Annotated in this window: 21 protein-coding genes; 7 read left to right on the forward strand and 14 right to left on the reverse strand. The window is 70.9% G+C overall.

Translation table 11 applies throughout. From position 1 onward, the window contains the following. Nucleotides 1-24 precede the first annotated feature (24 nt). Nucleotides 25-1,302 carry a bifunctional 3,4-dihydroxy-2-butanone-4-phosphate synthase/GTP cyclohydrolase II gene (locus tag W7U_RS11730; RefSeq protein WP_008258174.1) on the reverse strand — a complete coding sequence of 426 codons (1,278 nt, stop codon included), beginning with the start codon at nucleotides 1,300-1,302 and terminating at the stop codon, nucleotides 25-27. 123 nt (nucleotides 1,303-1,425) lie between these two features. After that, on the reverse strand, nucleotides 1,426-2,025 hold the full coding sequence (locus tag W7U_RS11735) for a riboflavin synthase (RefSeq protein WP_008258175.1): 600 nt from the start codon (nucleotides 2,023-2,025) through the stop codon (nucleotides 1,426-1,428). A gap of 109 nt (nucleotides 2,026-2,134) precedes the next feature. Here W7U_RS11735 and W7U_RS11740 point away from each other — a divergent pair, with 109 nt between their 5' ends. Beyond that, nucleotides 2,135-2,851 carry an LppX_LprAFG lipoprotein gene (locus W7U_RS11740; protein WP_026071326.1) on the forward strand — a complete coding sequence of 239 codons (717 nt, stop codon included), beginning with the start codon at nucleotides 2,135-2,137 and terminating at the stop codon, nucleotides 2,849-2,851. Then, nucleotides 2,848-4,404 (forward strand): MFS transporter, encoded by a 1,557-nt coding sequence (locus W7U_RS11745; RefSeq protein WP_008258179.1) that lies wholly within the window; start codon nucleotides 2,848-2,850, stop codon nucleotides 4,402-4,404. The genes W7U_RS11740 and W7U_RS11745 overlap by 4 nt, the downstream gene beginning before the upstream one ends. Here W7U_RS11745 and ribD read toward each other — a convergent pair. From ribD to fmt, 4 genes are all read right to left on the reverse strand, one after another. Next, entirely contained in the window at nucleotides 4,401-5,426 is a 1,026-nt protein-coding gene (ribD, locus tag W7U_RS11750) for a bifunctional diaminohydroxyphosphoribosylaminopyrimidine deaminase/5-amino-6-(5-phosphoribosylamino)uracil reductase RibD (protein WP_008258181.1), read from the reverse strand. The genes W7U_RS11745 and ribD overlap by 4 nt on opposite strands. Further along, on the reverse strand, nucleotides 5,423-6,130 hold the full coding sequence (gene rpe / locus W7U_RS11755) for a ribulose-phosphate 3-epimerase (RefSeq protein ID WP_085976506.1): 708 nt from the start codon (nucleotides 6,128-6,130) through the stop codon (nucleotides 5,423-5,425). The genes ribD and rpe overlap by 4 nt, the downstream gene beginning before the upstream one ends. A gap of 210 nt (nucleotides 6,131-6,340) precedes the next feature. After that, nucleotides 6,341-7,783, reverse strand: a complete 1,443-nt coding sequence (locus tag W7U_RS11760; protein ID WP_008258183.1) for a 16S rRNA m5C967 methyltransferase — start codon at nucleotides 7,781-7,783, stop codon at nucleotides 6,341-6,343. Further along, complete coding sequence (fmt, locus tag W7U_RS11765) at nucleotides 7,780-8,718, reverse strand: methionyl-tRNA formyltransferase (RefSeq protein ID WP_008258184.1); 939 nt, start codon at nucleotides 8,716-8,718, stop codon at nucleotides 7,780-7,782. The genes W7U_RS11760 and fmt overlap by 4 nt, the downstream gene beginning before the upstream one ends. Nucleotides 8,719-8,894: 176 nt before the next feature. Here fmt and W7U_RS11770 point away from each other — a divergent pair, with 176 nt between their 5' ends. Further along, nucleotides 8,895-9,722, forward strand: coding sequence for a methyltransferase domain-containing protein (locus W7U_RS11770; RefSeq protein WP_008258185.1), 828 nt, complete (start codon nucleotides 8,895-8,897; stop codon nucleotides 9,720-9,722). A gap of 18 nt (nucleotides 9,723-9,740) precedes the next feature. Here the strand turns inward: W7U_RS11770 and W7U_RS11775 are convergent, their stop codons facing one another. The 3 genes from W7U_RS11775 to W7U_RS11785 all read right to left on the reverse strand — a co-directional run bounded on the left by W7U_RS11775 (nucleotide 9,741) and on the right by W7U_RS11785 (nucleotide 13,218). After that, a complete protein-coding gene (locus W7U_RS11775) occupies nucleotides 9,741-10,226 on the reverse strand; it encodes a MarR family transcriptional regulator (RefSeq protein ID WP_008258186.1) in 486 nt (161 codons plus the stop codon). A 128-nt stretch (nucleotides 10,227-10,354) separates the two neighbouring features. Further along, nucleotides 10,355-12,367, reverse strand: coding sequence for a primosomal protein N' (locus W7U_RS11780; protein ID WP_179300149.1), 2,013 nt, complete (start codon nucleotides 12,365-12,367; stop codon nucleotides 10,355-10,357). Nucleotides 12,368-12,447: 80 nt separating this feature from the next. Continuing rightward, nucleotides 12,448-13,218: a lysoplasmalogenase gene (locus W7U_RS11785; RefSeq protein WP_036429014.1), complete on the reverse strand. Its 771-nt coding sequence runs from the start codon at nucleotides 13,216-13,218 to the stop codon at nucleotides 12,448-12,450. Here W7U_RS11785 and W7U_RS11790 point away from each other — a divergent pair. Genes W7U_RS11790 through W7U_RS11800 form a run of 3 tightly spaced genes read left to right on the forward strand, consistent with a single transcriptional unit; the run spans nucleotide 13,217 to nucleotide 16,303 of the window. After that, nucleotides 13,217-14,182, forward strand: a complete 966-nt coding sequence (locus W7U_RS11790) for an alpha/beta hydrolase (protein WP_008258189.1) — start codon at nucleotides 13,217-13,219, stop codon at nucleotides 14,180-14,182. The genes W7U_RS11785 and W7U_RS11790 overlap by 2 nt on opposite strands. Nucleotides 14,183-14,228: 46 nt before the next feature. After that, the gene (locus tag W7U_RS11795; protein WP_036429282.1) at nucleotides 14,229-15,716 is read left to right on the forward strand and encodes an NAD(P)/FAD-dependent oxidoreductase; all 1,488 of its coding nucleotides are present in this window, start codon (nucleotides 14,229-14,231) and stop codon (nucleotides 15,714-15,716) included. Between the two features lie 20 nt (nucleotides 15,717-15,736). Further along, the gene (locus W7U_RS11800; protein WP_008258191.1) at nucleotides 15,737-16,303 is read left to right on the forward strand and encodes a pyridoxamine 5'-phosphate oxidase family protein; all 567 of its coding nucleotides are present in this window, start codon (nucleotides 15,737-15,739) and stop codon (nucleotides 16,301-16,303) included. Nucleotides 16,304-16,378: 75 nt separating this feature from the next. Here W7U_RS11800 and metK read toward each other — a convergent pair whose 3' ends face one another. The 5 genes from metK to mihF form a co-directional block, all read right to left on the reverse strand. Next, nucleotides 16,379-17,590 (reverse strand): methionine adenosyltransferase, encoded by a 1,212-nt coding sequence (gene metK / locus W7U_RS11805; RefSeq protein ID WP_008258192.1) that lies wholly within the window; start codon nucleotides 17,588-17,590, stop codon nucleotides 16,379-16,381. 94 nt (nucleotides 17,591-17,684) lie between these two features. Next, nucleotides 17,685-18,947: a bifunctional phosphopantothenoylcysteine decarboxylase/phosphopantothenate--cysteine ligase CoaBC gene (gene coaBC, locus W7U_RS11810; protein ID WP_008258194.1), complete on the reverse strand. Its 1,263-nt coding sequence runs from the start codon at nucleotides 18,945-18,947 to the stop codon at nucleotides 17,685-17,687. A gap of 21 nt (nucleotides 18,948-18,968) precedes the next feature. Next, the gene (rpoZ, locus tag W7U_RS11815; protein ID WP_008258195.1) at nucleotides 18,969-19,295 is read right to left on the reverse strand and encodes a DNA-directed RNA polymerase subunit omega; all 327 of its coding nucleotides are present in this window, start codon (nucleotides 19,293-19,295) and stop codon (nucleotides 18,969-18,971) included. A 73-nt stretch (nucleotides 19,296-19,368) separates the two neighbouring features. After that, nucleotides 19,369-20,040 (reverse strand): guanylate kinase, encoded by a 672-nt coding sequence (gene gmk / locus W7U_RS11820; RefSeq protein ID WP_085976452.1) that lies wholly within the window; start codon nucleotides 20,038-20,040, stop codon nucleotides 19,369-19,371. An 88-nt stretch (nucleotides 20,041-20,128) separates the two neighbouring features. Continuing rightward, nucleotides 20,129-20,443 carry an integration host factor, actinobacterial type gene (mihF, locus tag W7U_RS11825; RefSeq protein ID WP_007171927.1) on the reverse strand — a complete coding sequence of 105 codons (315 nt, stop codon included), beginning with the start codon at nucleotides 20,441-20,443 and terminating at the stop codon, nucleotides 20,129-20,131. A gap of 634 nt (nucleotides 20,444-21,077) precedes the next feature. Here mihF and W7U_RS11830 point away from each other — a divergent pair. Further along, nucleotides 21,078-21,500: a TOBE domain-containing protein gene (locus tag W7U_RS11830; protein ID WP_008258197.1), complete on the forward strand. Its 423-nt coding sequence runs from the start codon at nucleotides 21,078-21,080 to the stop codon at nucleotides 21,498-21,500. Nucleotides 21,501-21,541 lie beyond the last annotated feature (41 nt).

Raw genomic sequence — 21,541 nt, forward strand, 5'->3', positions numbered from 1 at the left:
GTTCTGCATCGTCGCCGGGGTGGCTCACAAAGCACCACCGAATTCACCTGGCAGGTGGACGGATTCGTGAAAGTCGTCCAGCCCGGCCAGGTCGTGGCCCATCTTGTCCCGCTTGGTCATCAGGTAACGGATGTTCTCCGCGTTGGCGCGCACGGGAAGCGGCACCCGCTCGATGATGTGCAGACCGTACCCGTCCAGCCCGACGCGCTTGGCCGGGTTGTTGGTCAACAGCCGCATCGAGCGCACGCCGAGGTCTACCAGGATCTGCGCGCCGATCCCGTAATCCCTTGCGTCGGCGGGCAATCCGAGCTTGAGGTTGGCGTCGACGGTGTCCTCGCCGGCGTCCTGCAGCTGATAGGCCTGCAGTTTGTGCATCAGGCCGATGCCGCGGCCCTCGTGGCCGCGCATGTAGAGCACGATGCCGCGTCCCTCGCGGGCGACCATCGCCATGGCGGCGTCCAGCTGCGGCCCGCAGTCGCAGCGGCGGGAACCGAAGACGTCACCGGTCAGGCACTCGGAGTGCACGCGCACCAGCACGTCGTCGCCGTCGGAGTCCGGCCCGGCGATCTCGCCGCGCACCAGCGCGACGTGTTCGACTTCCTCGTAGATGCTGGCGTAGCCGATGGCACGAAACTCGCCGTGCCGAGTCGGGATCCGGGCCTCGGCGATGCGGGCGATGTGCTTCTCGTGCTTGCGCCGCCACTCGATCAGGTCGGCGATGGTGATCATGGCGAGGTCGTGTTCGTCGGCGAACACCCGCAGCTCGTCGGTCTGCGCCATCGAACCTTCGTCCTTCTGGCTGACGATCTCGCAGATGGCGCCCGCGGGCTGCAGGCCGGCCATCCGGGCCAGGTCGACCGCGGCCTCGGTGTGACCGGGCCGGCGCAGCACGCCACCGTCCTTGGCGCGCAACGGAACCACGTGACCGGGGCGGGTGAAATCGTCGGCGACGCTGATGGGATTGGCGAGCAGCCGCATCGTCGTGGCGCGGTCGGATGCCGAAATGCCGGTTCCCACACCATCTTTCGCGTCCACCGTGACGGTGTAGGCGGTGCCGTGCTTGTCCTGGTTCACGGCGTACATCGGCAGCAGCCCCAGGCGGTCGCAGATCGCCCCGTCCAGCGGCACACACAGATATCCCGAGGTATAGCGCACCATGAACGCCACCATCTCCGGCGTCGCCTTCTCGGCGGCGAAGATCAGATCGCCCTCGTTCTCGCGGTCCTCGTCGTCAATGACGATGACGGCCTTGCCGGCCGCAATGTCGGCAACCGCCCTCTCGACGGAGTCCAACCTCGTCATCCCTGCTACCTCGCCGTCCCCGCTTTTCCGAGGGGGAACACTGTCAAAACGGCCCACACGAGAAGCCCACGTGTTGCATTCAGTATGAACCACGCCGGCGGCGCCGTTATTGCGACGGCTTGATCAGCGGGACATCAACCGCTCGACGTATTTCGCGATCACGTCGACTTCGAGGTTCACCTGCGTCCCGATCGGGGCCTGGCCCAGGGTGGTCAGTTCGCGGGTGGTGGGAATCAACGAGACCTCGAACCAGTCGCGCGGGTCACTGCCGAGCCCGGACACCGTCAACGAGATCCCGTCGACGGTGATCGACCCCTTCTCCACGACGTAGCGGGCCACCTCCGCGGGGATCTCGATGCGCACGACCTCCCAGTGCTCGGACGGCGAGCGGGCCACGATCTGCCCCGTCCCGTCGACGTGGCCCTGCACGATGTGCCCGCCCAGCCGGCTGTTGACGGCCGCGGCGCGCTCCAGGTTCACCCGGCTGCCGACCTGCAATGCGCCGAGGTTGGACCGGTCCAGCGTTTCGCCCATCACGTCGGCGGTGAACAGCCCGCCGGGCAGCAGCTCGGCGACGGTCAGGCACACGCCGTTGACGGCGATCGAGTCGCCATGGCCCGCGTCGGCGGTCACGACGGCTCCGCGGATCGTCAGCCGCGCCGCGTCGGAAAGGACGTCGCGACCCGTCACCTCCCCGAGTTCCTCGACAATTCCGGTAAACATCCCCTAAGGCTAATTGGCCCGCCCGTACGCGGATGAGCAGGGCAAACACTACCGCGCGGGCGACACCGGGGCCCCGCGTTCACCAGGGCAGTCACCGGCACCCTCTACGATGCGAAGTATGCAGACCCGCCGCCGTCTATCGGCCGTCCTCGCATCCCTGACCCTCGCCACCGCCTTGATCGCCGGCTGCTCGTCGGGCTCAAAGCAGAGCGGCGCACCACTGCCCGACGGCACGACCTTGGTCAAGCAGTCGGCCGACGCCACCAAGAAAGTGCAGAGCGCGCACATCGCGCTGAGCATCCAGGGCAAGATCCCCGGGCTCCCCATCAAGACGCTCAACGGCGACCTCACCACGGCACCGGCCACCGCCGCGTCGGGCAACGCCACCATCACCTTGGGCGGCTCCGACATCGACGCCAACTTCGTGGTCGTCGACGGGACCCTGTACGCCACGCTGACCCCCAACAAGTGGAGCGATTTCGGCAAGGCGTCCGACATCTACGACGTGTCGGTGCTGCTGAACCCGGACAGCGGGCTGGGCAACGCGCTGGCGAACTTCAGCGACGCCAAGGCCGAGGGCCGCGAGACCATCGACGGGCAGAGCACCATCAAGGTCAGCGGCAACGTCTCGGCCGACGCGGTGAACAAGATCGTGCCGCAGTTCAACGCGACCCAGCGGGTCCCGAGCACGGTGTGGATCCAGGAGTCCGGTGACCACCAGCTGGTGCGCGCCAACCTGGAGAAGAGTTCGGGCAATTCCGCCGAGGTCACCCTGTCGAAGTGGGGCGAGCAGGTTCAGGTCACCAAGCCCCCGGTGAGCTCGTGACCACACAAACCGGGCGCCGCGTCGCGATCAGCGCCGGCAGCCTGGCGGTTCTGCTGGGCGCCCTGGACGCCTATGTCGTCGTGACGATCATGCGCGACATCATGAGCGACGTTCACATCCCCATCAATCAGCTGCAGCGCATCACGTGGATCATCACGATGTACCTGCTGGGCTACATCGCCGCCATGCCGCTGCTGGGCCGGGCGTCCGACCGGTTCGGCCGCAAGCTGGTGCTGCAGGTCAGCCTGGCGCTGTTCATGGTCGGCTCGGTGGTCACCGCGCTGGCCGGTCATTGGGGCGATTTCCACCTGCTGGTCGGCGGCCGCACGATCCAGGGTGTGGCCAGCGGCGCGCTGCTGCCGGTCACCCTCGCCCTGGGCGCCGACCTGTGGGCCCAGCGCAACCGCGCCGGCGTGCTCGGCGGCATCGGCGCCGCCCAGGAACTCGGCAGCGTGCTGGGCCCGCTGTACGGGATCTTCATCGTCTTCCTGTTCCACGACTGGCGCTACGTGTTCTGGATCAACGTCCCGCTGACCCTCATCGCGATGGTGATGATCCAGTTCAGCCTGCCGTCGCACGAACGCACCGAAACGCCCGAGAAGGTCGACCTGGTCGGTGGCGTGCTGCTCGCGGTCGCGCTGGGGCTCGCCGTGATCGGCCTGTACAACCCACAGCCCGACGGCAAGCAGATCCTGCCCAGCTACGGGTTGCCGCTGGTGATCGGCGCGGCCGTGGTCGGGGTGCTGTTCCTGCTGTGGGAGCGGTTCTCCCGGACCCGGCTGATCGAACCGGCCGGCGTGCGCTTCCGGCCGTTCCTGGCCGCGCTGGGCGCCTCGTTGTTCGCGGGCGCGGCGCTGATGGTGACCCTGGTCGACGTCGAGCTGTTCGGCCAGGGAGTGCTGGGGCAGACCCAGACGCAGGCCGCCGGGCTGTTGCTGTGGTTTTTGATCGCGCTGCCGATCGGGGCGGTGCTGGGCGGGTGGATCGCCACCCGCGTCGGCGACCGGGCGGTGACCTTCGTCGGGCTGCTCATCGCGGCGTACGGGTACTGGCTGATCCATTACTGGCGCCAGGACGTGATGAGCCAGAAACACAACATCCTGGGGCTGCTCAACGTCCCGGTGCTGCACGCCGACCTGCTGGTGGCGGGCTTCGGCCTCGGACTGGTGATCGGGCCGCTGACGTCGGCCGCGCTGCGCGTCGTCCCGTCGGCCCAGCACGGCATCGCCTCGGCGGCCGTGGTGGTGGCCCGGATGACGGGCATGCTGATCGGGGTGGCCGCGCTCAGCGCGTGGGGCCTGTACCGGTTCAACCAGATCGTGGCGGGCCTGACGGCCGCGATCCCGCCTGACGCCACCCTGTTGGAGCGGATCGCCGCGCAGGGAACGATGTACCTCAAGGCGTTCGCCATGATGTACGGCGACATCTTCGCGGCCACCGTCGTGATCTGCATCGCGGGCGCGCTGCTGGGTCTACTGATCGGCGGCCGCAATGAACACGCCGAGGAACCGGAAATCCCTGAGCCGCAAGAAGTTTCGCTGAGCGAGCGCTAGGCGCTGCGCGGCACCAGGCTGAGTACCACGTCGGGTCCCACCCGATCGATTCCGTCGAACTGCCAGCGCAACGCCCGCGCGATCGTCGACACACCGACGTCGTCGACCGCGGTGACCGGTCCCCCCAACAGGGTCGGCGCGACGTAGGCGAGGATTCGGTCCACCGCCCCGGCCCGCAGGAAGGCGCCCGCCAGGGTCGGGCCGCCCTCCAACAGCACGTCGGTGCGGTCCGACACGGCCTTGAGCACCTCGGCGGGGTCGTGTGTCCGGATCAGCATGGTTCGCGAATCGTCGTTGAGAACCTTTGCCTCCGAAGGTATTTCGCGCATCCCCACGACGACCCGCAGCGGCTGTCGCGCGGCCAGCGAGCCGTCGGGCAAGCGGGCCGTCAGCGCCGGGTCGTCGGCCAGCACGGTGCCCGTGCCCACCACGATCGCGTCGCATGCCCCGCGGCGGCGGTGCAGGTCCAGCCGTGAGGCCTCGCTGGAAATCCACTGGCTGGAGCCGTCGGCGGCCGCGCTGCGGCCATCGACGCTGCTGGCGTACTTCCACGTCAGATGCGGCAGCCCGGTCCGCTGCTTGTGCAGCCACTCGCGCAGCGGCCCGCGGGCGACCTCGTCGGCCAGCACTCCGGAGCGCACCGCGACGCCCGCCTCCTCGAGCCGCGCCGCGCCCCCGGCGGCCTGCGGGTTCGGGTCGGCGACCGCGTAGACCACGGTGGCGACGTTCGCGTCCAGCAGCGCGTTCACGCACGGCGGGGTCTTGCCGTAGTGGTTGCACGGCTCGAGCGTGACCACGACGGTCCCGCCCGCGGCCAGGTCGCCGGCGCGGCGCAGCGCCAGGATCTCGGCATGATCGCCACCGGCCGGCTCGGTGCCGCCCACGCCGACCACCTCCCCGCCGGCGTCCAGGATGACCGCGCCGACCGGGGGATTCGGATACGTCGTTCCCTTGACGAGAGTGGACTGCTCGATCGCCAAGCGCATCGCGGCGTCAAGGCCGTCGCCCGGGGAAACGGTCATCGACGCCAATGCGGGGACGCGGCGGCGGCCTGACGGCGCAACGCGTCGATCGCCGTCTCCGGGTCGGCGGCGCCGTAGACGGCCGACCCGGCGACGAAGCAGTCGACGCCCGCCTCGGCGGCCTGCTCAATGGTGTCCCCGTTGATCCCGCCGTCGATTTCGACCAGGATCGTCAACTCCCCCGCGTCGATCAGCTTGCGGGCCGTGCGCACCTTGCTCAGGACCTCGGGAATGAAGCTCTGGCCGCCGAAGCCGGGCTCCACCGACATGATGAGCAGGGTGTCGAACTGCGGCAGGATCTCCAGGTACGGCTCGAGCGGCGTGCCCGGCTTCACGCTGATCCCCGCTTTGGCGCCGGCGGCGCGGATGTCGCGCGCGACGGCGATCGGATTCTGGGTGGCCTCGGCGTGGAAGGTGACGTTGTAGGCCCCCGCCTCGGCGTAGGGCGGTGCCCAGCGGTCGGGGTCCTCGATCATCAGATGGCAGTCCATCGGGATGGTGGTGGCCGCCAGCAGGCTCTCCACCACCGGCAGCCCGAGGGTCAGGTTCGGCACGAAGTGGTTGTCCATCACGTCGACGTGCAGCCAGTCGGCGCCGGTCACGGCGGCGGCCTCGTCGGCGAGCCGGGAGAAGTCAGCGGAAAGGATCGACGGTGCGATCAGGGGCCCCTTCGATGATTCCGTGTTGCCAGCCATGAGCGCCAGACTACTGAGCCGCGCGGGCCGGTTCACATCTGGCGGCGCTACCCCGCTTCGCGGCGCAGCGCGGCCGCGGCGGGGTTCTTCGTGTCGCGCCCCCGCTACCCCGCTTCGCGGCGCAGCGCGGCCGCGGCGGGGTTCGTCGTGTCGCGCCCGGCGCTACCCCGCTTCGCGGCGCAGCGCGGCCGCGGCGGGGTTCTTCGTGTCGCGCCCCCGCTACCCCGCTTCGCGGCGCAGCGCGGCCGCGAACATCGCGTCGGTGCCGTGCCGGTGCGGCCACAGCTGAACGTAAGGCCCGTCGCCCAGGTGGTCGACGGGCTCGAACAACGGCCGGGTGTCCAGCGCGCTCACCGGATGGCGGCGCAGCGCGTCGGCGACCACCCCGACGGTTTCGGCCAGGTGCGGCGAACAGGTGGCGTAGAGCACCACACCCCCGGGACGGGTCAGCGCGATCGCGGCGCCCAGCAACTCGCGCTGCAGCTTGGCCAGTGCCGGCACGTCGGACGGTTGACGGCGCCACCGGGCCTCGGGCCGGCGGCGCAAGGCCCCCAGCCCGGTGCAGGGCACGTCGACGAGCACCCGGTCGAACGCCGGCTCGAGGTCGGTGTGCCGGCCGTCGACCCGCAGCACGTCGACCGGCAGGCCGCGGGTGTTCTCGGTCACTAGGTCGGCGCGGCGCGGGGCCGGCTCCACCGCGGTGACGTGGGCCCCGGATCCCGCGCCCAGCGACGCCAGCAGCGCCGTCTTGCCGCCCGGCCCGGCGCACAGGTCGAGCCAGCGGCCGCCGTCGCGCTCGACCGGCGCCAGGGTCAGCGCGCGCGCCACCAGCTGGCTGCCCTCGTCCTGGACCAGCGCCGCACCGTCGCGCACCGGCGCCAGCCGCCCGGGATCGCCGCCCGGCAGGTACACCGCGTACGGCGAATACCGCCCGACGGTGCCGCCCACCGCGTCCGCCAGCTCGACGGCGGTCAGCGTGCCAGCGCGAGCGGCCAGATGCACCTGGGGCCGTTCGTCGTCGCTGGCGAGCACCGCGTCGAGTTCGCCCGCGGCCGCGCCCAGCGCGTCGGCGAAGGCCTGGGCGATCCACCGGGGATGGGCGTGCACGAACGCGGCGTGCCCGATCGGGTCCCGCGCCGGGTCCGGCGCCAGCTCCGCGACCCAGGATTGTTCGTCGCGCCCGGAGATGGTGCGCAGCACCCCGTTGACGAAACCCGCTCGCGCCGAGTCGAATTCGATGCCTGCCTGTTCGACGGTGGTGGACACCGCGGCGTGCGCATCGACCCGGGTGCGCAGCAACTGATACGCGCCCAGGCGCAGCAGGTCGAGCAGGACGGGGTCGATGGCTTGCGGGGCGCGCCCGGCGGCCGCGCCGATGACCGCGTCGAGCAGGCCACGGCTGCGGCACGCGCCGTACGTCAGCTCGGTGGCGAATGCGGCGTCGCGGCCGGTGATTCCGCGCTCGCGCAGCAGCGCGGGCAGCGCCAGGTTCGCGTACGCATCGCGCTCGCTGACCGCCCGTAGCACCTCGAACGCCGCTGCCCGGGCCGGGTCCAGCGGCCGGCGGGCGGGCCGCCGATCCCGCTGCGCAGGCCGGCGCTGCGGCCGGGCCGGCTGGCGGTCCGGCCGGTTGCGCTGGCGCCCGTCACGGCCGGCGCTCATGTCGCCCGCACCGCGGGGTCGAGCCGGGCGCCGCGCGCCCAGTCGACCGCGTTCATGAATTTCTTTCCGGGCGGCTGGATTTGACCCAGGCGAACCGGATCCGAACCGGTGCCGACCCAGACGCCTTTGCGATCGACGTGAATCGCGCCGGGCGGCAACGGTTCTGGCGAACCGGACGCGACGGCGGCGTCGACCGGCCCGAGTTTGACGCGCAGGTCGCCGATCACGGTCCACGCGCCGGGGTTGGGCGTGACGGCGCGAATGCGGCGTTCCACCACGAGCGCCGGCAGATCCCAGCGCACCCGGGCCTGCTCCACGGTGATCTTGGGGGCGACGCTGACCCCCTCGGCCGGCTGCGGCCGCGGCGTCAACGTCGAGTCGGCGATGCCGTCCAACGTGGTCGACAACAGCGCCGCGCCCAAAATGGCCAGTCGCTCAAGCAATTCCCCGGCGGTATCGGTCGGGCGGATCGTCTCGGTCACCACCCCGTAGATCGGGCCCGAGTCCAGGGTCGGCTCGATCTGGAACGTCGAGGCCCCCGTGATGGTGTCCCCCGCCGCGATGGCCGCCTGGACCGGCGCGGCGCCGCGCCAGGCGGGCAGCAGCGAGAAGTGCAGGTTGATCCAGCCCCGCGGGGGCACCGCCAGCAGGTCGTCGCGCAGCAGCGCGCCGTAGGCCACGACCGCGCAGCAGTCCGGCGCCAGCCGCGACAGCTCCGCGACGAATTCCGCCGAGTTGGGCCGCGACGGCCGCAGCACCGGAATGCCCCGGTCGAGCGCCTCACGGGCCACCGGCGACGGCTCCGGCTTGCCGCGTCGCCCGGCGGCGGCGTCGGGCCGGGTCAGCACCGCGATCACGTCGTGGCGTGGCGAGTCGATGAGGCGGCGCAGTGCGGGCAGCGCGGGCTCGGGAGTACCGGCGAAGACAAGGCGCACCGGCCCAGTCTAGAAAGCGCCGGAGGCCGGCCGGACCCACCCGAGGAGACCGGAATTGCGCGCGTATACTATTGCTTATGACTACTATTTCTAGTAGTCATGATCTGAGCGGCGTGAAACCGCGCGTGTCGACATCGACGTCGAAGACAACCTTTCCGTTCCCCCAAGGAGGTCTGATGACCGTCGACTCCACCATCAGCGACGCCCGAGTCGCCGCCACACACCGCACGGTTTGGGCGCTGGGCGACTACGCCCTGATGGCCGAGGAAGTGATGGCCCCGCTGGGCCCCGCCCTCGTCGAGGCCACCGGCATCGGGCCCGGCGTCCGAGTCCTCGACGTCGCCGCCGGCTCGGGCAACATCTCGCTGCCGGCCGCCGCCGCCGGCGCGGCCGTCGTCTCCACCGACCTCACCCCCGAGCTGCTCCTGCGCTCGCGGGACCGGGCCGCGGCGCAGGGCCTGACGATCGACTACCGGGAGGCCAACGCGCACGCGCTGCCGTTCGGCGACGGCGAATTCGACGTCGTCATGTCGGCGATCGGCGTGCAGTTCGCGCCCGACCAGCAACGCGCCGCCGGCGAGCTCGTCCGGGTCTGCCGGCCCGGCGGCACGATCGGCGTGATCAGCTGGACCCCGGAGGGCTTCTTCGGGCGGATGCTGGCCACCATCCGGCCCTATCGCCCGAGCCTGTCGCACCCCGTGCCGCCGGCGGCGCTGTGGGGACGGCCCGGCTACGTCACCGCGCTGCTGGGCGACCGCGTCGGCGAAATCACCACGGCGCGTGGGATGTTGGCGGTGGACCGGTTCGCCAGCGCGGAAGACGTCCACGCCTACTTCAAGCGGCACTACGGCCCGACGATCGAGGCCTACGCGAACATCGGCCACAACCGGGTGCTGGCCGCCGAGCTCGACGCCCAACTCGTCGAGCTCGCGCAGCAATACCTCGCCGACGGCACCATGGGGTGGGAGTACCTGCTGCTCACCGCCACCAAGCGGACCGACTAGGCGGGGTAGACCCGGCGGCTACAGGCCGATATCGGCGTCCAGGTGCACGTCGGGCTCGCCACCGGCCGCGGTGAACGCGGTCAGCGCCCGCACCAGCCCGTGGCGCTCGGGCGGCGGCATCTTCGCGACGATGGCCGCGATCTCGGTGCGCCGGTGCGCGGTGACCTGGTGGACGACGTCGCGTCCGCGCGTGGTCAGCGCGGCGAGCAGCTCACGGCGCGAGGTCGGGTGCGGCAGGCGGTCGATCAGTCCGGCGGCGACCAGCCGGTCCACCATCCGGCCGGTGGCCGACGGCTGCACGCCCAACAGACCCGCCAGGGTGGCCAGATTGACCGGGCCGCGGTTGGACAGGATCACCAGCGTCCGGAACTGCGCGATGGTGATGGTCTCGTCGACCTGCCCGACCGAACGGGCCGAGATCGCCATCAGCAAACGGGAGGCCGTCAGCAAAGCGTCGGTGATGACATCCAACGACTCGTCAACGGTCGCGTTGTCCGCTGTCATATCGCCCCTCCCCGGATTGTTTCCGGCCTCTCGGCGGCTAAGGAATAGAAAGTGTAGCAACCTTCGAATGTCGTAAACAGGAAATATTGCATGCACATACTGTCGCCCAGGGTAACGGTTTGTGACCGCTAGCCGATGTGCAGCGGATCGATCTGGACCCGGGCGGGCTCATGGGTTTGCCGGGCGCTGAGCACACCGACGCCGCGGCGCAGCGCGGCCGCCAGCGCCAGGCCCTGCCGGCGGGGCACGCGCACCAGCATTCTCGTCACCGCCACGCCCGCCGGGGTCCCGGCCGGGCGGCGCACGCCGGCCGGCAGGTCCACCGGCCCGAGCAGGTCGGCTTCCAGTTCGGCGAGCCGGACCTCGCCGAGCAGCGCGGTCACCGCGTCGGGCGTTCCGTCGATGGCCGCCATGTGCACGCTCGGCGGCAGGCCCACCTCGGCGCGGGCGGTCAGTTCCGCTTCCGCGTGCCCCACCGGATCCCAGCGGATCAGCGATTGCACTGTGGGAAGCGATGATTCGGCGATCACCAGCACCACGCCGCCGTCGCCGCGAGCACGCACCAGCGCGGCGGCGCTCATCCAGCGCCACAACGCGTCCTCGGCGGCGCGCAGATCCTGCCGGCCCAGCAGCGCCCACGTGTCCAACAGCAGCGCCGCCCCGTAACCACCGGACGCGCGCGGTTCGGCCCCCGGGGTGGCGACCACCAGGGCCGGTCCGGGCGCGACCTCGGGCACGACGCCATCGCCCGACGAGGTGATCACCGCCGTGCCCGGAAACGCGCGGCCGAGCTCTTCGGCGGTGCGGCGGGCCCCGACGACCACGGCGCGCACCGCGTCCGAACCGCAGCGCGCGCACCGGCGGGTCGGGTCGATCCGCCCGCACCAGCGGCAGAGCAGCGCGGCGCCCCCTTCCTGCAGCGACAGCGGCCCGGTGCAGTGCCGGCACCGGGCGATGGTGCGGCAGCGCGCACACGCCAGCGACGGGACGTATCCGCGCCGCGGCACCTGCACCAGTACCGGAGTCCCGGCCTGCAACGCCGAGCGGGCCGCGCGCAGCGCGATCGAGGGAATGCGCGCCGTGCGGGCCGCCGGGTCGCGCTCGTCGGCGTAGCCGGTGTCGTCGAGCGCGCTCACCCGCGGGGTGCGGGCGCGCACCACGGGCCGCGCCGCGACGATGTCGTGCGCCCATCCGCTGCGCACCAGCGCGTGGGCCTCCGCGGTGCGCGCGTAGCCGCCGATCAGGGCCGCGCACCGGGCCTGGTGCGCGCGCAGCATCGCCACCTCGCGGGCGTGCGGATACGGGGCCCGCGGCTCGGCCAGGCTGTCGTCGGCGTCGGCCCACACCATGACCAGGCCCAGGTCGCTCAGCGGCGCGAACACCGCGCTGCGGGTGCCGATCACCAGCCGCGCGGTGCCCCGCAGCGCCGCCAGCCAGCGGCGATACCGGGCCGCGGGGCCCAGACCCGCCGACAGGGCGACCACGCTGACCTCGTCGATCCGTGTCGTCGCCGCCCGCCACAGGGCGTCCAGGTCGCGCTGGTCGGGAACGATCGCCAGCGCGGACCGGCCGGCCCGCACCGTTTGGGCGGCGGCCTCGGCGAATCGGTCGGTCCACGGCTCGCCCGGCAGCGCCTGCCAGACGGCCCGGGCGGCCCGCGACTCGGCCAGGGCGGCCAGGAATTGAGCGCCCCGCCCGTAGCCGTCCCAGCCCGCGGGGTCGACGGGGTCCGGGATCGCCGGGCCCGGCGGGTCCCGGCTCACGACGGGCTCCCGCTCCACCCTGGCGTGGCGGGCCGGCACGGCCAGCCGCAAGACGTCGGGACGGGTGCCCGCGTAGCGCGCGGCCACCGCGTCGACCAGCCGGCGGATCTCGGGGGTGAGCACCGGTTCGGCCGACACGACGCGGTCCAGCCAGCCCAGCTTGCCCGGGTGGTCGGTGTCGGCGCGGCGCTCCAGCACGAACCCGTCGACCAGCCGGCCATGGAAACGCACCCGGACCCGCACCCCGGGCTGGGCATCGTCGGACTGCTCGGCCGACACCAGATAGTCGAACTCGCGGTCCAGGTGCGGCACGGACAGCATCGGCAGCACGCGGGCGATGGGTTCCACTTCGACCGGCGTGCGCGCGCTGGGGCTCACGGCGCCCTCGGGCCGCGAATCATGGTGCTATCCAATGCCTTTACCGTCCGGCCCGCAGCGTACCGGCGACCACCGACAGATCAGCCTTCGGCGGGCGCCGCGGCGTCCCCGCCGTCCTGGCCGGGAAGCTCGCGGCCGAAGAAGAATCCCGCCGTGATCAGGATCTGGGCCGCCGCGTACGACCACCAGATCGGCACGGCGAGCGCCTCGTTGCCCAGGATGAAGCGGCTGATCGCGATCATCGAATCCGAGGCCGCGAAACACACCGCCCCCACCGCCGTCCAGATCGTCGGCATTTTCGCCAGCAGCGCCGTGCACACCATCGCGGTCAGCACCACGATGTAGACCGTCACCGGCAACGTCAGCTTGTCCGGGCCCAGGTGCGGCCAAAACCACACCAGCAGCGCGATCGACACCAGGCACATCAGGACCACCGCGGCGATCCGGAGCGCCGCGGGCCGCTCGGCTTGCGACGACCACGACAGCGGGGGAACCAGCGGCAGCAGGGCACCGATGAAACACATGTGCGCCAACAGGAATGCCGCCAGGCCGATCTCGAAGGACAGCGTCCACCACGGGATCGCGAGCACCCAGTCGCCCAGGGCCGACAACAGCAGGGCCGGCATCAGCCACCGCCGCTCCCGTACGCATCCGTGCCCGGCGGCGGCGAGCATCAGCAGGATCGCCATCGAGGCCTTGAACGCCGGCTGCAGCACCCAGTGCCCGGTCAGCTCCATTCCGGGCGGCGAGCGCAGCGCCAGCACGGTCAGGTAGATGCCGTAGCCGAGGGCCACCCAGCCGGCCACCACCCAGGCGCCGGCCACCAGACGAGGTGCGTACGGTACGTCCATGCCCAGCTTGGATAACACAGCCGACGAGAAACCCGCGATCGACCCCATCCTGCAGAAGGTACTGGACGCGGTTCCCTTCCGGCTATCCACCGAGGACGGCATCGCCGCGGCGCGCCAGCGGTTCCGCGACCTGCCGCGCAGGCCGCTGCATCCCGAGCTGCGGGTCGAGGACCGCACGATTGCCGGCCCCGCCGGGCCGGTCGCGATCCGGATCTATTGGCCGCCAAGCCATTCCGACGGTCAAACCGGGGCGCCCGTCGTGTTGTTCTTCCATGGCGGCGGCTTCGTGATCGGCGACCTCGACACCCACGACGGCACGGCGCGCCAGCATGCCGTCGGCGCCGACGCGATCGTGGTGTCGGTCGACTACCGGCTCGCGCCCGAGCACCCCTACCCCGGCGCGGTCGAAGACGCGTGGGCGGCAACGCTTTGGGTCGCCGGGCACGCCGCCGACCTGCACGGCGACCCGGGCCGGATGGCCGTCGCCGGGGATTCGGCCGGCGGCACGATCGCCGCCGCGGTCGCGCAGCGGGCACGCGATCACGGCGGACCGGCCCTGAAATTCCAGTTGTTGTGGTACCCGTCGACCATGTGGGACGCCACGCTGCCGTCCTTCGCCGAGAACGCCACCGCGCCGATCCTCGACGTCAGGGCCGTCGCCGAGTTCTCCCGTTGGTACGCGGGCGAAGTCGACCTGTCCGACCCGCCGTCGGACATGGCGCCGGGGCGCGCGAAGGACCTGAGCAACCTGGCGCCGGCCTACATCGGCGTCGCCGGCTATGACCCGCTGCGCGACGACGGCATCCGGTACGGCGAACTGCTGGCGGCTGCCGGGGTCGCCGCCGAGGTGCACAACGCCGAGACGCTGGTGCACGGCTACCTGGGCTACGCCGGTGTGGTGCCCGCGGCCACCGCGGCGCTCGAGCGCGGCCTGGCGGCGCTGCGAACCGCCCTGCGGGGCTGAGCCCGGGGCGTACGGTGAGTTCATGACGGAGCGCACCTTCGCCCGGATGGACGGGGAAACCCCCGATTACCACACGCTGATCATCGGTGCCGGATTCTCCGGCATCGGCGCCGCCATCAACCTCGACAAGGCGGGGCTGCCCGATTACCTGGTGCTCGAGGCCGGCGACGGGGTCGGCGGCACCTGGCACTGGAACACCTATCCCGGTATCGCGGTGGACATTCCGTCGTTCTCCTACCAGTTCTCCTTCGAGCAGAGCCGGCACTGGTCGCGCACCTACGCGCCGGGCCGCGAGCTCAAGGCCTACGCCGAACACTGCGCCGACAAGTACGGCGTCCGCTCGCGGATCCGGTTCAACACCAAGGTGCAGGCGGCCGACTTCGACGACGAGCGCGGGCTGTGGCGGGTGCAGACCGACCCCGGCGGCGAAGTCACGGCGAGGTTTTTGATCAGCGCCTGCGGCGTGCTGACGGTGCCGAACCTGCCCGACATCGACGGCGTGGACTCGTTCGCCGGCGTCACGATGCACACCGCGCGGTGGGATCACGGCCAGGATTTGCGCGGCAAGCGCGTCGCGGTGATCGGCACCGGCGCGTCGGCCGTGCAGGTGATCCCCGAGATCGCGCCAATTGTCTCGTCGCTCACCGTGTTTCAGCGCACCCCGATCTGGTGTTTCCCGAAGCTGGACGTCCCGCTGCCCGCGCCGGCGCGCTGGGCGATGCGCATCCCGGGCGGCAAGGCGCTGCAGCGGCTGCTCAGCCAGGCGTACGTGGAACTGACCTTCCCGATCTCGGCGCACTACTTCACGGTGATCCCGCTGGCCAAGAGGATGGCCACGCTGGGACGCGCCTATCTGCGGCGGCAGGTCCGCGACCCGGTGGTGCGCGAGCAACTCACCCCGCGCTACGCCGTCGGCTGCAAGCGCCCCGGCTTCCACAACGGCTACCTGGCCACGTTCAACCGCGACAACGTGCGCCTGATCACCGAACCGATCGACAAGATCACGCCCGACGCGGTGGCGACCACCGACGGCGAAACCCACGAGATCGACGTGCTCATCTTGGCGACCGGCTTCAAGGTGATGGACCCCGACAGCGTCCCCACGTTCGCGGTCACGGGCAGCGGCGGTCGCTCGTTGAGCCGGTTCTGGGACGAGCACCGCTTGCAGGCCTACGAGGGCGTCACCGTTCCGGGCTTCCCCAACCTGTTCACGGTGTTCGGCCCGTACGGTTACGTCGGCTCTTCGTATTTCGCGCTCATCGAGGCGCAGACCCATCACATCGTGCGGTGCCTCAAGCGGGCGGAGCGCCTGGGCGCGACCCGCGTCGAGGTGAGCGAGGAAGCCAACGACCGCTACTTCGCCGAGATGATGCGCCGGCGGCACCGGCAGATCTTCTGGCAGGACAGTTGCCGGCTGGCCAACAGCTATTACTTCGACAAGAACGGCGACGTGCCGCTGCGGCCGGGCACCACCCCGGAGGTGTACTGGCGCAGCCGGCGATTCGATCTGGACGACTACCGCTTCACCGGCTAGCTAGCGGTTACGCTGCACGGGTGGCGAAGGAATTTGACAGCATCGACGAGTCGCTGCGCGACTTCATCCGCGAACAGGCCGTGTTCTTCGTCGCCACCGCGCCCTCCGAGGGAGGACGAATCAACATGTCCCCCAAGGGATATTGCGACACGTTCGCGGTGCTCGACGAGCGCACCGTGGCCTACCTGGACCTGTTCGGCAGCGGCGTGGAGACCATCGCCCATCTGCGCGACAACGGCCGCATCACTGTCATGTTCTGCTCGTTCACCCGCAACTCGCGGATCCTGCGGCTGTTCGGCACTGGGCGGGTGATCCGGCCCGACGACGCCGAATTCACCGATCTCATCACGCATTTCGGTGACCGGCATGCGGGGATCCGCGCCATCATCGTGGTCGATGTGGAGCGGATCGCCGACGCGTGCGGATTCGCGGTGCCCTACTACGAGCTGGTCGACGAGCGACCGGTCCTCAACGCGTATCACCACAAGGCGCCCGACGAGGCCTACACCCGGCTGATCAACCGCAACCGGCGCAGCATCGACGGGCTGCCCGCGCTCGATTCCGACCACCCGGGTCCACCGCGGTGACCCGTCGAACGTGACACTGTGGTCACGCTCGGCGCCGAACGTGACTGCGACGTCACATTCGAGGCGGCGGGCAACCTAGATGGCGCGCTTGAGGTCGTCGACCTTGTTCAGCTGCTCCCAGGGCAGTTCGACGTCGGTGCGGCCGAAGTGCCCGTAGGCGGCGGTCTGCGCGTAGATCGGGCGCAGCAGGTCCAGGTCGCGGATGATCGCGCCGGGACGCAGGTCGAACACCTCCGGGACGATCTTCTCGATCTTGACCGGGTCGACGGTCGCGGTCCCGAAGGTCTCGATGAACAGCCCGACCGGCGCCGCCTTGCCGATGGCGTAGGCCACCTGCACCTCGACCCGCTCCGCGAGCCCGGCGGCGACGATGTTCTTGGCCACCCAGCGCATCGCGTACGCCGCCGAGCGGTCCACCTTGGACGGGTCCTTGCCGGAGAACGCCCCGCCGCCGTGCCGCGCCCAGCCGCCGTAGGTGTCGACGATGATCTTGCGGCCGGTCAGCCCGGCGTCGCCCATCGGGCCGCCGACGACGAACTTGCCGGTCGGGTTGACCAGCAGCCGCGTCGAGGAGGTGTCCAGCGTGTCGTGCGCCAGGTCGTTGAGCACGGTGTTGAGCACCTTTTCCCGGATGTCGGGGGTCAGGGTGTTCTCCAGGTCGATGTCGGCCGCGTGCTGGGTGGAGATGACCACGGTGTCCAGCCGGACCGGGACGTCGTCCTCGAATTCGATGGTGACCTGCGTCTTGCCGTCGGGGCGCAGGTAGGGCAGCACGCCGTTCTTGCGGACCTCGGTCAGCCGGCGCGACAGGCGGTGGGCCAGCGCGATGGGCAGCGGCATCCGCTCGGGGGTGTCGTTGATCGCGTAGCCGAACATCAGGCCCTGGTCGCCGGCGCCCTGCGCATCCAGCGGGTCGGCGGCACCCTCGACGCGGGTCTCGTGGGCGGTGTCGACGCCCTGGGCGATGTCGGGCGACTGCGCGCCGATGCCGATGTTGACCCCGCAGGACGCCCCGTCGAAGCCCTTGTCCGACGAGTCGTAGCCGATGTCGAGGATGCGCTCGCGGACCGTGTTGGTGATGTCGGCGAAGGCCTCCTTGGCCGTCGTCGTCACCTCGCCGACCACGTGCACCTGCCCGGTGGTCACCAGGGTCTCAACCGCGACGCGTGAGCGGGGGTCCTGCGCCAGCAGGGCGTCGAGGACCGAGTCGCTGATCGCGTCACAGATCTTGTCGGGATGTCCCTCAGTCACCGACTCACTGGTAAACAGGCGACCCTTTTCGCTCATGCCAATCCTTCCAAATAGTTAGTCAACCGAATTATATCGGCCCGCGTCAGCCCGGCCGGCACCCCGTCCCGGTGCCGGGAAGAACTCGACCGCTTTACCCGCTGTCCCCGTGCAGGAACGCGGCGATCGCATCCACGATACGACTGGCCATCAATGTCTTGGAGCCGTGCTGCAGTGCGGACTCGGTGCCGTCGGAGGCCAGCAGCCAGCCGTCGTTGCTGTCCACCTCGAACGCGCGGCCCTCGCCGACGGCGTTGACCACCAGCAGATCGCAGCCCTTGCGCTGCAGCTTGGCCCGGGCGTGAAACAGCACGTCGCCGCTGGCGTCGCCGGTCTCGGCGGCAAAGCCGACGATTGCCCGCATGTTGGGCAACTGCCCGTGGGCGCGGGCCCGCACCGCCCCGGCGAGGACGTCGTCGTTGCGCACCAGCTCGATCGTCGGGGGCGCCGTCTCATTCGAGGCGCTCTTTTTGATCTTGGCGGCGGCAACGTGCGCGGGCCGGAAGTCGGCGACCGCGGCGGCCATCACCAGCACATCGGCCTCCGGGGCGCGCTTGGACACCGCGTCGCCCAGCTGGGCCGCGGAGCTGACGTGGACGACCTCGACACCGGCGGGATCGATCAGCCCGGCGGTGTGCCCGGCGATCAGGGTGACCTCGGCGCCGCGCTGGGCCGCCACCCGCGCCACGGCATAGCCCTGCTTGCCGGAGCTGCGGTTGCCGATGAAGCGCACGGGGTCGACCGGTTCGCGGGTGCCGCCGGCGGTGACCAGCATCTTGCAGCCGGCGAGGTCGTAGGGCAGCGCGTCGTGGCGTTCCAGCAGCAGGTGGGCCAGGGTGGTGATCTCCTCGGCTTCGGGCAGCCGGCCCGACCCGCTGTCCGTCCCGGTGAGGCGCCCGGCGGCGGGCTCGAGCACCACCGCGCCCCGCCGGCGCAACGTCGCCACGTTGTCGACGGTGGCCGGGTGCAACCACATCTCGGTGTGCATGGCCGGCGCGAACAGCACCGGGCACCGGGCGGTGAGCAGCGTGGCGGTCAGCAGGTCGTCGGCGCGACCGTGCACCGCGCGCGCCAGCAGATCCGCCGTGGCCGGGGCCACCACGACCAGGTCGGCCTGCTTGCCGAGCTGGACGTGCGGGACCTCGGGAACGTCGTTGAAGACGCCGGTGTGCACCGGCTGGCCGGAGAGCGCCTCAAAGGTGGCCGCGCCGACGAAACGCAGCGCGGACTCGGTCGGGATGACCCGGACGGAATGGCCGGCCTCGGACAGCTGGCGGACGACGGTGCACGCCTTGTAGGCGGCGATGCCGCCGGAGACACCGACTACGACTCGTTTGGGGATCCGCGTGCGGTCCACAGCGCGCCCGGCCCGGCCCTGTTACTCGCCCTCGGTGTGCTCGAGCAGGTCGCCGTGGATCTCGCGGAGCGCGATCGAGAGCGGCTTCTCCTGCAGCCCCGGCTCGACCAGCGGCCCCACGTACTCGAGGATGCCCTCGCCGAGCTGGTTGTAGTAATCGTTGATCTGACGGGCCCGCTTGGCCGCGTAGATAACCAGGGCGTACTTGCTCGAGACCCGGTCCAGCAGCTCGTCGATGGGCGGGTTGGTGATGCCCAGCGGGGTGTCGTAGGCGCCCGGCGCCCCGGCGGACAGGTCGAACCGATCGGGGACGGCGGCCAGCGCGGCGTCGGACTGCGGAATAGTCACTGAGGTCAATCTCCTCTACGTTCGAAGGCGGGCCAGGGCCCAAAACGGCTGATCGCCGGCGAAAAGTCGGTGCTCAATCTTGATTGGATGTGGTCTGGCTTTCGGTGTGGCCAGCCGGGTCGTGCCGGTCCGGGGCAGTTCCCACCAGCAAGGATACCAATTCGGCGCACGCAGACTCCAATCGACGGTTGACGACCACCCGGTCGAAGTCGTCACGGGCCGCCATTTCGATGCGGGCCGTCTCGAGGCGCCGCCGCATGACCTCCGGGGTCTCGGTGCCGCGGCCGACGAGCCTGGCCTCCAAGTCCTCCCAGCTGGGCGGCGCCAAAAACACCGTCAGGGCCTCGGGCATCGCCCTCTTCACGGCCCTGGCCCCGGCCAGGTCCACCTCGATCAAAACCGGGAATCCGCGGGCCGTGGCGTCGCGAACCGGCTCGGCCAGGGTGCCCGAGCGGTGCAGGCCCGCGTGAATTTCGGCCCACTCCAGCAGGGCGCCCTCGTCGATGAGCTGCTGGAAGCGGGCGGGGCTGACGAAGTGGTAGTCGACGCCGTCGACCTCGCCGGGCCGGGGCGCCCGCGTGGTGGCCGAGACGCTGAAATGCAGGTCCGGGACCCGCTCGCGCAGGCATCGGACCACGGTCGACTTGCCGACCGCGGAGGGACCGGACAGCACGACCACACGCCCCGCACGCGATGGTTCGGGACGTGCCCCGTGCTGGATGTCCGGTCCCCCGCCGCCGTTCATCGGCGCTCCCGGGCGGGTGCGCCCACGGCTCGGGTCGGTTTGCCCGCCTTCTCCTCAGGCCGTTCGGCCTGCATCGTCGGCGGCCGGGTTAGGAGCCGAACTTTTCCAGCAGGGCCTTGCGCTGACGGTCGCCGAGGCCGCGCAGGCGGCGGGTGGGGGCGATCTCCAGCTCAGTCATGATTTCCTGCGCCTTGACCTTGCCCACCTTGGGCAACGCCTCGAGAAGCGCCGAAACCTTCATCTTGCCCAGGACTTCGTCGGTCTCGGCGTCCTTGAGCACCTGGGTGAGGTTGGTGCCGCCACGCTTCAGCCGGTCCTTGAGCTCTGCTCGTGCACGACGTGCGGCAGCCGCCTTCTCCAACGCGGCCGCGCGCTGCTCGTCGGTCAACTGGGGAAGGGCCACGATTCCTCCGTATCTGATCAATCAATTTCAATCGATCTCATTTTGTCTCGCCGGTTCTTCTGCCAGCGGAGACGACCGTACTCAGGCCTCCTGACGAAATCTAACCCGCCCCCCTGCTTAACGGGGCAAACTCCCAGCATGCAACGGCGCGTGTCCCCCCAAAGCGGCCCGCCGCGCGACGTCGACGGCGCCCGCCGCGACGCCGTGCCGAGGGGCCCGGCGCAGCCCGTTTTGGGCCGTCGCCAAGCCATCTACCAGCGGCTTTATCCGAAGGGGCCGTCGTGGGGTGCGACGACGTGGCCGTCCGGAAACGCGCCGGCGCGCACCCGGGCGGGGCGGTGCGAGGGATCACGCATTCGTCGCGGCGTGTCGCGCGTGTCGCGTTCGGCCGGTCAAAGGGCAGGCCAGCGGCGCCGCCCCGCGGCCGCGCGGGCGGCGGGGGGTCCCGCGGGGTCGTGTGTGCCGCCCGGGCCCCACGGCGGCGGGCGTGTCACTTCCGCGGATTCGCGTCGGCGAGGGACGTGTCACCGCAGGAACGGGATCGTGGCCTGAGAGCGTTCCGTACCCGCGGGAAGGCCGCGGCGCCGGCCGCGTATCAGCTAATCCGCGGTCGTGGATCGGATACCATCGGGGCGTGTCCAACCTGCGAATTCGCCAGGCGGCTGAGCTGCTCGGCGTCAGTGATGACACTGTGCGGCGCTGGATCAACCAGGGGGCGTTGGAGGTCAGTCACGACGCGGCCGGCCGCAAAGTGATCGCCAGCGAGGACCTCGCCCGCTTCTCCCGCAGCAACGCGCCCGCGCCGCCGGCCGACCCGCTCAGCATCGGCAGCTCGGCCCGCAACCGCTTCGTCGGGCTGGTCACCGCAGTGGTCAGCGACAAGGTGATGACCCAGGTGGAGATGCAGTGCGGCCCGTTCACCGTCGTCTCGCTGATGAGCACCGAGGCCGCCGAGGAGTTGCAGCTGCGTCCCGGCAGCGTGGCGGTGGCCGTCGTCAAGGCCACCACCGTCATCGTCGAAACAGCCCAGCCCAGCACGGCGCTGGCGTCGGACTAGCGGCGATCGCAAGCGCGGCCGCGGCGATCGCAAGCGCGGCG

This window comes from Mycobacterium sp. H4Y, assembly GCF_000364405.1.
In the GTDB taxonomy this organism is placed as follows: domain Bacteria; phylum Actinomycetota; class Actinomycetes; order Mycobacteriales; family Mycobacteriaceae; genus Mycobacterium; species Mycobacterium intracellulare.

Bases quoted from the DNA above. Each gene is read 5' to 3' on its own strand.
- W7U_RS11730 (WP_008258174.1), bottom strand. From the start codon at position 1,302: ATGACGAGGTTGGACTCCGTCGAGAGGGCGGTTGCCGACATTGCGGCC.
- W7U_RS11735 (WP_008258175.1), bottom strand. From the start codon at position 2,025: ATGTTTACCGGAATTGTCGAGGAACTCGGGGAGGTGACGGGTCGCGAC.
- W7U_RS11740 (WP_026071326.1), top strand. From the start codon at position 2,135: ATGCGAAGTATGCAGACCCGCCGCCGTCTATCGGCCGTCCTCGCATCC.
- ribD (WP_008258181.1), bottom strand. From the start codon at position 5,426: ATGACCGTTTCCCCGGGCGACGGCCTTGACGCCGCGATGCGCTTGGCG.
- W7U_RS11760 (WP_008258183.1), bottom strand. From the start codon at position 7,783: ATGAGCGCCGGCCGTGACGGGCGCCAGCGCAACCGGCCGGACCGCCAG.
- W7U_RS11770 (WP_008258185.1), top strand. From the start codon at position 8,895: ATGACCGTCGACTCCACCATCAGCGACGCCCGAGTCGCCGCCACACAC.
- W7U_RS11775 (WP_008258186.1), bottom strand. From the start codon at position 10,226: ATGACAGCGGACAACGCGACCGTTGACGAGTCGTTGGATGTCATCACC.
- W7U_RS11790 (WP_008258189.1), top strand. From the start codon at position 13,217: ATGCCCAGCTTGGATAACACAGCCGACGAGAAACCCGCGATCGACCCC.
- W7U_RS11785 (WP_036429014.1), bottom strand. From the start codon at position 13,218: ATGGACGTACCGTACGCACCTCGTCTGGTGGCCGGCGCCTGGGTGGTG.
- W7U_RS11795 (WP_036429282.1), top strand. From the start codon at position 14,229: ATGGACGGGGAAACCCCCGATTACCACACGCTGATCATCGGTGCCGGA.
- metK (WP_008258192.1), bottom strand. From the start codon at position 17,590: ATGAGCGAAAAGGGTCGCCTGTTTACCAGTGAGTCGGTGACTGAGGGA.
- gmk (WP_085976452.1), bottom strand. From the start codon at position 20,040: ATGAACGGCGGCGGGGGACCGGACATCCAGCACGGGGCACGTCCCGAA.